The 12,172-nt window shown below is 36.1% G+C and carries 12 protein-coding genes; 9 read left to right on the forward strand and 3 right to left on the reverse strand.

What is annotated here, in order from left to right:
* Positions 1-13 precede the first annotated feature (13 nt).
* Entirely contained in the window at positions 14-475 is a 462-nt protein-coding gene (locus ACN19N_RS08265) for a DUF6231 family protein (RefSeq protein ID WP_269230355.1), read from the reverse strand.
* 38 nt (positions 476-513) lie between these two features.
* On the opposite strand from ACN19N_RS08265, the gene ACN19N_RS08270 reads away from it, so the two are divergent.
* Entirely contained in the window at positions 514-1,383 is an 870-nt protein-coding gene (locus tag ACN19N_RS08270) for a DUF2797 domain-containing protein (protein ID WP_420002369.1), read from the forward strand.
* Positions 1,384-1,420: 37 nt separating this feature from the next.
* Here the strand turns inward: ACN19N_RS08270 and lpxB are convergent, their stop codons facing one another.
* Positions 1,421-2,599 carry a lipid-A-disaccharide synthase gene (gene lpxB, locus ACN19N_RS08275; protein ID WP_269230354.1) on the reverse strand — a complete coding sequence of 393 codons (1,179 nt, stop codon included), beginning with the start codon at positions 2,597-2,599 and terminating at the stop codon, positions 1,421-1,423.
* Between the two features lie 247 nt (positions 2,600-2,846).
* On the opposite strand from lpxB, the gene ACN19N_RS08280 reads away from it, so the two are divergent.
* The 5 genes from ACN19N_RS08280 (at position 2,847) to ACN19N_RS08300 (ending at position 7,541) form a co-directional block, all read left to right on the forward strand.
* Positions 2,847-3,140, forward strand: coding sequence for a hypothetical protein (locus tag ACN19N_RS08280; RefSeq protein ID WP_046739620.1), 294 nt, complete (start codon positions 2,847-2,849; stop codon positions 3,138-3,140).
* A gap of 2 nt (positions 3,141-3,142) precedes the next feature.
* A complete protein-coding gene (locus ACN19N_RS08285; protein ID WP_420001077.1) occupies positions 3,143-4,699 on the forward strand; it encodes a PepSY-associated TM helix domain-containing protein in 1,557 nt (518 codons plus the stop codon).
* Complete coding sequence (locus tag ACN19N_RS08290) at positions 4,696-4,983, forward strand: DUF1634 domain-containing protein (protein WP_269237951.1); 288 nt, start codon at positions 4,696-4,698, stop codon at positions 4,981-4,983. The genes ACN19N_RS08285 and ACN19N_RS08290 overlap by 4 nt, the downstream gene beginning before the upstream one ends.
* A 389-nt stretch (positions 4,984-5,372) precedes the next feature.
* Positions 5,373-6,317, forward strand: a complete 945-nt coding sequence (locus tag ACN19N_RS08295; protein WP_420001078.1) for a sulfite exporter TauE/SafE family protein — start codon at positions 5,373-5,375, stop codon at positions 6,315-6,317.
* Positions 6,318-6,449: 132 nt separating this feature from the next.
* Positions 6,450-7,541 (forward strand): 3-deoxy-7-phosphoheptulonate synthase, encoded by a 1,092-nt coding sequence (locus tag ACN19N_RS08300; RefSeq protein ID WP_269230350.1) that lies wholly within the window; start codon positions 6,450-6,452, stop codon positions 7,539-7,541.
* 26 nt (positions 7,542-7,567) lie between these two features.
* Here the strand turns inward: ACN19N_RS08300 and ACN19N_RS08305 are convergent, their stop codons facing one another.
* Entirely contained in the window at positions 7,568-7,867 is a 300-nt protein-coding gene (locus tag ACN19N_RS08305; protein WP_293746374.1) for a hypothetical protein, read from the reverse strand.
* 92 nt (positions 7,868-7,959) lie between these two features.
* Between ACN19N_RS08305 and ACN19N_RS08310 the strand changes: the two genes are divergently transcribed.
* From ACN19N_RS08310 to ACN19N_RS08320, 3 genes are all read left to right on the forward strand, one after another.
* Positions 7,960-8,460, forward strand: a complete 501-nt coding sequence (locus ACN19N_RS08310; RefSeq protein ID WP_420001079.1) for a hypothetical protein — start codon at positions 7,960-7,962, stop codon at positions 8,458-8,460.
* A 75-nt stretch (positions 8,461-8,535) separates the two neighbouring features.
* Entirely contained in the window at positions 8,536-10,659 is a 2,124-nt protein-coding gene (locus tag ACN19N_RS08315; protein WP_420001080.1) for a TonB-dependent receptor, read from the forward strand.
* A 3-nt stretch (positions 10,660-10,662) separates the two neighbouring features.
* Complete coding sequence (locus ACN19N_RS08320; RefSeq protein WP_420001081.1) at positions 10,663-12,129, forward strand: PepSY domain-containing protein; 1,467 nt, start codon at positions 10,663-10,665, stop codon at positions 12,127-12,129.
* The last annotated feature ends 43 nt before the right edge of the window (positions 12,130-12,172 follow it).

Below are 12,172 nucleotides of genomic sequence, written 5' to 3' on the forward strand. Positions count from 1 at the left end.
AATGATTTCAGCGTTACCAACGAAATTTATTCCAATTTTCTGGATTTGCCCAAAATTTAGAATTAAACCAATCAGGAACATGTTTGTAAGTTAAAATATTAAATTGCCATAGAGCAAAATCACTATCATGCGTCGTTTTATCAATAAGTTGAGTAAAACCTAGTGAACGTAATAACTTTTCATCGTTTCGTTTACTAACAACAACAATCCTTTTTGCCATTAAGTCACGTAATTTCACCAATAACTGCGATTTTTGTACTTCACTGATACTTTGCATTTCATCTGTATCAAATAATACAAAACCTAAATCATAGCGTTGTGTAAATGGCAGATTTAAAATGTCAGTTACGTTAAAATAGTGCCATTGAATTTCAGCATTTTGATCAATTTGCTGACCTATACAAAGTGCAGTATGAATGGGCTGTTCTTTAGATAAATCGTCTAGCATAGAAGTGATGACATTTTGTTCAGCCATAACTGCAACCCTTGATTGAGAAAGATGAGAGTTTATTGATGGAACTACAAGGCATTTGTCACAAAATGCACGCAGCGCTCAAAACGCATAGTGTAACTGATCAACCAAGCAGCAAGGCAAATGTTGAATATAAATTTATATTAGATCGTTCAGAAACTGATCTACCCTTCGTATTAGGTCAAGAATTAGAAATTGAATGGACTGGAAATATTTTTTGTACTTCGTGTGGTGCAAAGACTCCAAAATCATATTCCCAAGGTCACTGTTTCAAGTGCTTCAAGACCAAAGCTGAATGCGATCTTTGTATTATGAAACCTGAGACTTGCCATTATCATCTTGGAACTTGTCGTGAAGATGAATTTGCACACAAGGTTTGTTTCCAACCACATATTGTGTATTTAGCCAATTCCAGCGCTTTGAAAATCGGAATTACCCGTATCGTTAATATGCCGACGCGTTGGCTTGATCAAGGTGCTACACAAGCTCTACCTATTTTGAAAGTGGGTTCCCGTCGTTTATCTGGTCATTTGGAAACGCTAATCGGTACTCAAATTGCCGATAAGACGGATTGGCGTAAGCTCCTGAAAGGTGAAGCTGAACCATTGAATTTAATTGAGCAACGTGACCAAATTCTGGAAGAATTTGCACCAAAAATTCAAACGATCCGAGATGAATTTAGCCAAAACCTAGAATTTAATGAAGAACTTGAATTTTTAGAACATGAATTGCCTAAAGAATTTATTTACCCAGTTGAACAATATCCAGAAAAAATTAAGTCCTTAAATTTGGATAAAACACCCAAAATTCGTGGTGTTTTACATGGCATTAAGGGGCAATATTTATTACTCGATATTGGTGTCATCAATATTCGTAAATACACAGGCTATGAAATGATTCTAAGAGCGTAAATGATAAGGTGGCATTTGAAATGCCACCTTTTTTAACTTAATTTGTTTTTAAACAATTCAGAATTGCATCAACAGGATTTTCAGTATCTCCTGAGATTAATTGTTTGTGCATACTTAGATGTTGCATCATCTGAATATGTGCTGTTTCATTATCCATTAATTTTTCAATTTCAGAAGCCAGGTGTTCTGGTGTTGCATCAGCTTGAATGAGTTCTTGGATGACTTTTTTACCTGCAATAATATTAGGTAAAGAGTAGTAAGGAATCTTAACGAGAAACTTAGCAATCATATAAGTTAACCAATGCAACTTATAAAAAGTCACCATTGGGCGATGCAATAACATCGCTTCAAGCGTCGCAGTTCCTGATGCTAGTGCGACAATATCACTCGCATTCATGACCATACGACCTATTTTAGATTCAGCATCCGTATTTTCTAAAATATAAATTTTTGATTTTAAAGTTACATCTAAATTTTGAATACCATGTTCAATTTGTTGTCTTCGAGCATCATTAATTGCTGGAATCAGAAACTCTAGTTCAGGATATTTCTTATGTAGTATTTCCGCAGCCCCAATTAACAAAGGCAATAGCCTGTCAATTTCACCTCTTCGACTTCCTGGTAATAAAGCAACGTGCATTTCATGTGCAGATAGACCAAGCTGATGTTTTGCTTCTACAATCGGATTTTTTAAAGGTAATTGTTTGGCTAAAGGATGCCCAACAAAAGCTGCTGGAACATCGTAATTTTCGTAAAATGTTTTTTCAAATGGGAATAAACACAAGACTAAATCTATACTACGTTTAATGCCATGTACCCGCCCTTGACGCCATGCCCAAACAGATGGACTGACATATTGAACTGTTTTAATCGTTAAATTCTTTTCTTTTATTGTTTTAGAAAGACGTAAATTGAAATCAGGTGCATCAATTCCAATAAAAATATCCACTGGATGTTCAGTCCAACGTTCAACTAGACCATCACGTACAGCAAATAACTTCTTTATATCTTTCAAAACCTCGACAATTCCCATAACTGATAAGATTTCCATTGGATAATAGCTATGGAAACCCTCAGCAATCATTTGTGGACCACCAATACCTTCAAATTCAGCATCAATTCCTTGTTCGCGAAAACTGCGCATGAGTTTCACTCCTAGAGTATCTCCAGAAACTTCTCCCACCACGATACCAATTTTTAGTTTTTGCTTTAACAAGACCAATGCCCCACTGAAATATTTGAATGATTCTAACAAAATGATTTTACATCGAATCATAATAAGCTATCCAATTTGTTCAAGATTGGTGAATATGATTTTTGATCTAAAATTCCATTCATTATTTCAAGAATCATCTTGATTAACGATAGCTAAATGATTGCGAGTTTACTGCTAATTTATTAATATTAACAATAATCATTTTCATTTGAAATTTATTCTCCTATTGGCTAGTTAAAAATCATTTATGGCAAAATCAACATCACTTACGCTCATCTATCGCCTAAGTATTTTTTACCGCTTTACCTTGAGCTTTGTTGTTGGTTACGTCTGCATGATGTATTTGAGCTTATGTCTGACGGCATTATTTCTTCATTCATTCGCTAAAGCTGAAGCCATTTATTTGGCTGCCTTTATTTCAATAATTTTTTATTTACTATTTATCATTGTTAGTTTCTGCACGAATTCTTTGTTAAAACTCACTTGGATTAGCTTGATTTTGGCAGGTACTTTATTCGGCTTATCTGTAGGTTTAAGTTAATAATGCAAAACAAAAGTGTACGCCAATCTATGGCATGGCTACATGCATGGACGGGTTTAATTTTTGGATGGCTTTTATTTGCCATTTTTCTGATGGGAACGAGTGCCTATTATCGTCATCAGATTAATTTATGGATGCAGCCACAACTATCGCATTATCAAATTAATCAAGCAACGGCTATTCAAACAGCAACAGAATATTTAGAAAAAAATGCAGCTGATGCTAAATCTTGGTATATCAAAGTTGCGAACAAAGAAGAACCTGTAAATAAGATTTATTGGGAAAAAAGTATAGGTGGTTATGAAAGCCGAGACTTGGATGCAAATACTGGTCAAGAACTTAAACTTTCTGCAACACAAGGTGGTGACTTTTTTTATAATTTCCACTTTCAGCTGTACGGATTACCTGTCCTTATTGGACGCCTAATCGTTTGTATCGCAGCTTTTATTATGTTGGTTGCATTGGTTTCGGGCATTATTACCCATAAAAAAATCTTTACAGATTTCTTTACATTAAGAACTTTTAAATCACAACGCTCTTGGCTCGATTTTCATAATGTTTGCTCTGTACTTGCTCTTCCCTTTTTCTTGACGATTACTTTTACTGGTTTAGCTATTTTCTTTTACTTATATTTACCGTGGGGTATGAAACAATTATATCCTGAAAAGCCATTTCAATATTTCACGGAGATCAGAACGATCTCTCAAACAACCGATATCGACTCTCCCCCAAGCCCAGCAGATATGCAGCCAATCACTGTGTTATTAGAGAAATTACCACAGCAATGGGAAAACAAAGAATTTGCAACGATTGAGGTTAAAAATCCAAATACCAATCAAGCAAAAATCACTTTCAAACAATTAGAAGATCATTCCATTACCTTAAATCAAACACAAATTACCTTAAATGGTGCTGGAAAAATTTTAGGCAACACAAGAAATAATAGTCCAGTAGCAACCTTAAATGCAGGCGTTTATGGTCTACATATGGCTACATTTGCGCAACCACTACTACGATTTGCTTTCTTTTGTTCAGGAATACTAGGTTGTTTGATGATTGCGTCAGGACTATTACTATGGAGTCTCAAGCGCCAAATCCAAAATAAATCTGAGAAGTTTCACCTTGGTTTTTATTTGGTGGATCGTTTGAATGTTGCGACGTTTATTGGCTTACCAATCGCCATGTTAGGTTATCTTTTTGCAAACAGATTGATACATATTACTGAAACCACCCCGAATTATGAAATTTATACTTTTTTTAGTGTGTGGATGCTGAGCTTAATTATAGCCCTACTCACTCCTAAACAATATTTATGGAAATCACAAGTTTTCTTTTTCGGTTTGATTGCAGTTGTTTTACCAATATATAACTTAGTGTATCTCAATAATCATCGATTAATTTCGGACCTTTCAAGTTATTGGTTATTTCTGCGTGTTGATTTATTCCTGCTCATTTGCGCCGTATTCGCTATTTTTATTTTTAGAAATATTCAACCTATTCAGGAAAAGTCCATACAAAAAATTAAAACAAAATTAGCGCAAAATAAGGTGAAGGCATGATTTTTTTGAGTCTAATTTTGATACTGATTGGAATGACCTTTTTATATAAATGTAGTTCTAAGCAAATCAGCAAAACGGAGCAAATATATCTCATTCGCTATAAAACTTTCTTCAAAATTTTTGCTTACCTCTGCTTTTTAATTTCGGGAAGCCTACTCTGTCTTGAATATGGAAGCGCTATAGGATTTGTAAGTTGGTGGTTATTTGCGACACCGATTACATTTCTACTTGTGTTATGGGTTAATGAATTAAAACCTAACAAAAATAAAATTTTAGCAAAGTAGAGAATGTTTAAATTACTAGACCTCTTGCAAAAGTCAAAAAACAATCAGATGTAAGTATTGATTTTATTAAGTTTGATCAATTCTAAAATCATTGAAAATAGCACTTACGCAAGAGGTCTACTCTACTTTTCAATTAATTATTTACGTCACTTTGATCAAGCTAAGATTTACTCGATGATTACATGGGGCAAATTAATGAAACATGGCTGTGTAATTCAGTCAATTTTTATACTTTAATTGATATTCTTTAGCTTTTTTTTGCATAAGTAAATCACTATTCATCACAACGGTTTATCTAAAAAACGTATAAGATGCGCAAATTTATTGAATAATTATGATTTGTTCGTTATTCAATGTGTAAAACATCAAATTTTGGAGTGTAAGCGGTTATGAAACCTCGTAACTGGAATTTAACCAAGCCTAAACAAGATTCTGAAGAAGAACCTATGCCCCATGATCAGAATATTGAGAACCTTGCGTTACGTAAAGATCTTAAATCAGTCTTGATATTAACCATACTTGGGCTTGTTGTATCTAGTATCGTTGTATTCTTTGTTTTCCCTCACTTCACTGGAAGTAGTTCTTTCCAATTAACTCATTTATTTTGGGTCGCAGTTTTTGCTGGACTGGTTGCTCAGATTATTGATGGCGCACTTGGTATGGCTTATGGTGTGACATCAACAACTTTGTTAATGGCTTTAGGTGTTCCTCCTGCTGCGGCTACTGGTTCAGTCCATATGTCAGAAGTATTTACCACAGCATTTTCTGGGCTATCACATTACAAAATGGGAAATGTTGATTTCTCAATATTCAAAAAGTTACTTATTCCTGGTGCAATTGGTGCAATTATTGGTGCCTATATTGTTTCGATTAAAGGTGATGTATTAAAACCATATATTTCATTGTATTTGGTGTTTATTGGATTCTATATCTTATTAAAAGCATATAAGCGTGCAAAAGTAAAGCATGAGATGGATGCTAAAAATATTGTACCTCTTGCGCTGTTTGGAGGATTCGTTGATAGCGTAGGTGGTGGTGGATGGGGACCTGTGGTTACAAGTACCTTAATAGGAAGAGGTGGTGCACCTCGTAAAATAATTGGCAGTGTAAACTCGGCAGAATTTTTTATCTCAATTGCCGCAGGTGTATCCTTTGCAATATTACTTGGATTTGGTTATTGGCAAGTTATTGCAGGTCTAATTTTTGGTGGTCTATTTGCCGCCCCATTTGCTGCTTTCTTGACCAAACGAATTCCAACTAAAGCTCTGCTAATTTTTGTAGGTTTTCTTGTTATAATTGTAAGTAGTTACAATCTATACAGATCCATATTTTAGATCGAGTAACATAATTTATCTAATTCAGAATACTTTTTGAAAAGGAATACTCTTCTTAAAAGAAATATTCCTTTTTTCATGCTATATTCGTAGACAAAATAACCTCTTCTTTCGATTGAATTTGTGACAGCAATGAATACTCTACAGTCAAATCCAGTTTCTCAGCCAGATATCGATGACGTTAATATTAAAAGCATTCAAACTCTAATTACCCCTGCGGAACTGAAAGCTGATTTACCTTTATCTGAGACTGCATCTCAAACTGTGTTACAAGGACGTGCAACTGTACGTAATATTTTAGACGGCAATGACAAACGTTTGTTTGTGGTGATTGGACCTTGTTCAATCCATGATGTTAAAGCTGCAAATGAATATGCTGATCGCTTAAAAGAATTAAGTGAAAAAGTAAAAGATACTTTATACCTTGTGATGCGTGTATATTTTGAAAAACCACGTACAACAGTCGGTTGGAAAGGTCTAATTAACGATCCAGACATGAATGACTCTTTCAATATTGAAAAAGGTTTACATATTGGTCGTGGTCTTTTGCTTGAATTAAATGAAAAAGGTTTGCCATGTGCGACCGAAGCACTTGATCCAAATTCTCCACAATATTATCAAGATTTGATTTCTTGGTCTGCGATTGGCGCACGTACTACAGAAAGTCAAACACACCGTGAAATGTCTTCTGGTTTATCATCTCCTGTTGGGTTTAAAAACGGTACAGATGGTGGTTTAACGGTTGCGACCAATGCTATGCAATCGGTTAAGCACGGTCATAGCTTCCTCGGCTTAAATGAAAATGGTCAGGTTGCAATTATCAATACCAATGGTAATCCTTATGCGCACGTTGTTTTACGTGGTGGTAATGGTAAACCAAACTATGATGCTTCATCGGTTGCTGAGGCAGAGGCTGCTTTAGCTAAAGCAAAAGTAAGTAACAAAATCATGATTGATACCAGTCATGCGAACTCAAATAAAGACCCATACTTACAACCATTGGTTCTCAAAAACATCACAGAGCAAATTCTTGATGGTAATAAATCAATCGTAGGTATCATGGTTGAAAGTCATCTTAAAGGCGGTCGTCAGGATATTCCTGAAAACCTTTGTGATCTGGTATATGGTCAATCTGTGACTGATGGTTGTATCGATTGGGATACAACTGAAAAAGCGCTATTAGAGATGCACGAAGCACTTAAAGATGTTTTACCAAATCGTTAATCTTTAAGTAGATGTAAAGCAGGCTCTCATGAGCCTGTTTTTATTTTTAAATTTGCCATTAAAGTTTCATGACTCACTAGATCTAAAATTACTTTTTCAATATTCGCCCTATTTACGTTTGGGATTACAATTAAATTTTGTTCTATAAAATATTGACTGGAATGCAAATCATCATTTATGGTTTGCATCAAACGAACAGGGTCATAGAAAACTAATTCATAATTCTTATTTCTATACGTTAATACTAAAATAATCCATCCTTTAGATTCAAACACTGATTCTTCGTCACCGAAAAAATCTGGAAAATTTATGCGGTAATCTGCCATATATTTGTGTTCTTAAATATCGGATTTGTTTTGAACTGTAACATTTTTTTAATTATACTGCTGCCATATTTCCCCTACGTCGTATCGCTGATATGAAGTCCAGTTTTCGTCAACACTTGCTAAAGTGGCGTGCCTCATTCGGTGCGATTACTTTGCTTTGTTTACTCTGGCATATCTTCTTACCAACGATGGTACATACTGGCGTCGTACCTGCACTCTATGCAATGCCTACACATTGCCAAGTTACAGAGATTAAAAATAGTTTGATGTTGTCTGAATCTCATTCAGGTCACCATCACGCTATGCATGAAATGCATCATCAACAGCATTTACAATCGACTGCGCATGATCAACTGAGTGACTATGCAAAAGAGGTTTTTGCCCTTGCTAGTCAAATCATGAAGCATTGTCCTTTATGTACACATGGTTTAGATGCTGTTGCAATTATTCCTTTAATTGCATTTATTTTAATCTTTGTACTGGCTTGGTTTAGTCGTGTGCGATGTCTATGTTATACGTGGTCAGAAGATCTGCATATTCCACGTATCTTCTATATTTTCCCGATTAAACAAGCTCCTCCTCTTGCTCTATAAAATGCTTTTTTAACATTTCGTATCCAGTGAATCACTGCGGTACAGCCTCGTTTATTGCTTTTTATAGAGTTAAATATGAATACTCAATTTCGTTTGTCAGTATTAACGGCTGCATGTCTATCGATTACCTACAGCTCAATCACTCTTGCTGAAACAGCTTCTGAAAATGAAACAAAAACCCTAGCTACAATCGTAGTCACAGCAAGTCGTGAAGGAGAATCTATAAATAATACTCCTGCTGCGATTAGCAAAATTAGTAGCCAAGATATAGATGATAAACATGCCACATTCATTGGTCAGTTAGTTAATCAAACTCCAGGTGTGTTAATGAATAACTTGGGCAACGAACAACATATGATGTCGATTCGTCAACCCATCACCACTTCTGCTGTTTATCAATATTTGGAAGATGGCATTTCGATCCGCCCAGTCGGTGTGTTTAACCACAATGCTTTATATGAAGTAAATCTAGCTGGAATTGATAGCATTGAAATTTTGCGTGGCCCAGCAAGTAGCTTGTATGGAAGTAACGCAATTGGTGGCACGATTAATTTCCTCACCAAAGCACCGAGTTTAACCCCAACTGCTGATTTAGGTGTGAGTGCAAGCTCTGAAGGTTATCGCCGTTTAGACTTAGGTGCATCCAATACGTTTGATACAGAGTATGGTGCACATGGTTTAAGACTGTCTGCCTATGCCAGTGATCGTGGTGATAGCTGGCAAGATCATGCTGAAAGTAATAAGCAAAGTGTGACCTTAAGACATGATTGGCGTATATCAGATGCCACTCAAATCAAAAATATTTTCAGCTACAACCATTTAAAAACCGATATGACGGGTAGCCTTAATGCAAATGATTTTAGCAAACGTCCAGGTTATAGCTATCAAACATTTACATATCGAGAAGTAGACTCAACCCGTCTTTCATCACAGATTAACCATCAATGGGATGATCAGCAACAAAGTCAATTGACCGTCTATTATCGCGATAATACAACCGATCAAAATCCAAGTTATAACATTCGTAAGGATGCTGATAAGAATGGTATACCTACAGGAACTTATAGTGGGCAAACCACCTATAACGCTTTTCAATCTTATGGCTTAAATTTACAGCATTCCATTAATTTAGATCAGGTGAAATTAATCGTTGGGGCGATGGCAGATCATTCGCCGAACCAAGCTCAAACCAATGATATTGAAGTCTTTCGCGATCCAAAAACGCTTGTTTATACAGGTTACAAACAACGTCAGTTGTTACGTGATTTCAAAGTTGATGTAAATAACCAAGCACTTTACACACAAGCAAATTGGCAAGCTTTGCCCAACCTAAATCTAGTCGGTGGCGCTCGCTATGATTGGATCGGTTATGACTTTGATAACAAGCTTATCCCCTCTAAAGTTACAGGTGCGCCAGACGAGAAACGTAGTTTCCACAAGGCAAGCCCTCAACTTGGTTTTGTATGGAATATCTCACCTGAATTAGATCTGTATAGCAATTGGTCACAAGGTTTTGTGCCACCAGAGGTCAGTAGTTTATATGGCGCAAATCTGGTCACACCAAACTTAAAAGAAGCTACATTTAATAATATTGATGCGGGTTTACGTTTCAAAGTTTTAGATGACCGACTGGATGGAGAAATTACCTTATATCGTTTACAAGGTAAGGATGAAATAATTAGTTATACAAAAATTGAAAATACACGTGAAATACGTGAACCTCGCAATGCAGGCAAAACCTTACATCAAGGCATCGAAATTGGTGGGACTTGGAAAATCAGTGAACTGTATGACCAGCGTTTGAAGCTATCTGGAAGTTTTGCAGAACATAAGTATAAAGAATGGCAGCCATCTTTAACACTTAATTATAGTGATAATACGATGGCAAACTCTCCAAAAAGTTTTGGCACGATTGAGTATCAAATCAAACCTATTCCAGCATTATTACTTTCGGCTGAAGGTGTTTATGTCGGTTCATATTGGATTGATGATGCTAATACTGAAAAATATGATGGGCATACCATTCTAAATTTACGTGCCAATTATCGTAAAAAAGCTTATGAGGTTTATGGACAAATTCTTAATGTAGCTGATGTCCATTATGCGGAAAGTACTTCATATAGCAGTAATCAAGCTAGTTATACGCCTGCAGCACCACGAACCTATTTATTAGGTTTACGTTATCATTTTGGAAAATAAATAATGAATGCCAATCAACTTAAGAAGTTACTGAAATTTCATCGTAGCTTTGGAATGGTTCTTGGCATTCTCGTTTTGATGTGGTCTTTAACAGGTGTGTTGCATCCAATTATGAGTGCAACACAACCTCAACCCGTCAAAAGAATGCCTCCACCTCAGCAACTGAATTTAACAAATGCTTTGCCTGCACCTTTGGTTTTACAGCAGCATAAAATTGAAAAATTTACAGCACTACAAACCATTCAATTACAACCTGAACTTGTGGCTTATCGAGTTTTAAAACCAAATCAAAACATTGCGGAGTATTTTGATAGTCAATCGGGTCAACTCATTGAGGATGCCGAGCAACAAGATGCAAAACGTCTTGCGATTTGGTATACAGGTTTAGCCAAACAACAGATCGTTTCGACTGAACTGATCACTGAGTTTAGTGATGACTATCCAAGTGTGAATCGTTTATTGCCTGTTTGGCGTGTAAGTTTTGACAATGGTTTAAGGGCTTATGTCGATCCATCACAATCTCGATTAGCCACGCTATCCAATGACCAAAAAATGTGGATGGCGAAAATATTTCGTTTAGGTCATACATGGACCTGGAGCGATCAACCGTGGACAGGACAAAGTATACTGATGCAAATTGCCTTAATTGGCATTTTAGTGCTGACTTGTATGGGAATTGGATTGTTTTTTAGGATTCGTAATCGTCAAAACCATCGTTTAGCTCACAAGCCAATTCGCTTTTTACATCGCTATTTGGGCATCAGTCTAAGTATATTTATCTTGCTATGGGTATTCAGTGGTTTCTATCATGTTTGGCATAAAAAATCTGAGATTGTGAACATTCAACCGATGTTTTATACACAGAATTTAAGTGCTGTCGCATGGAAAACGGCTGTTCAACAGCCAATACAACGCCTTAACCTTGTACCAATCTCCTTTGGTCAAGATCACGCTCAAGCAGGTTGGATAGTTCAATTGACAGGCAAACCACAGCTACAAGGCAGCATGACCGCAGCCAAAGAACATGATCATAATCATCATGCCAAAAGTGCTGCCCCTGCAATTGAATTGATTGATGCGAATACCGCGACAAAATTAAATACGCTTGAGCAAAGTAAGCAGTTGGCTGCCGACTATTTACATTTACCAGTGGGTCACTTTACTCAAAGCTCTTGGGTCACCAGTTTTGGTGGTGAATATGGTTTTATCAATAAGCGTTTACCCGTAGTAAAAGTTGAAAGCAATTTAAGTGATCAACTCAGGCTATATATTGAACCAAGTAGCGGTGTGATTGCAGCGCAAGTCATTCAACAAGATGCTTTAGAAGGTTTTAGTTTTGCTTATCTACATAAATGGACATGGCTACCACTAGATAAAACACTCAGGGATATCTTGTTAGGTAGTATTGCTGGACTCATCGCTTTATTGGTGATCTTAGGTTGTAGATTAGCAGCCCGAAAAGCATCCTAAGTTCTGTGTTGATCCTTCTTAATTTAAGGAGGATCAATTTTTT

Origin of the sequence: Acinetobacter sp. LF10, assembly GCF_048585715.1 — a bacterium.
Classification (GTDB): Bacteria; Pseudomonadota; Gammaproteobacteria; order Pseudomonadales; family Moraxellaceae; genus Acinetobacter.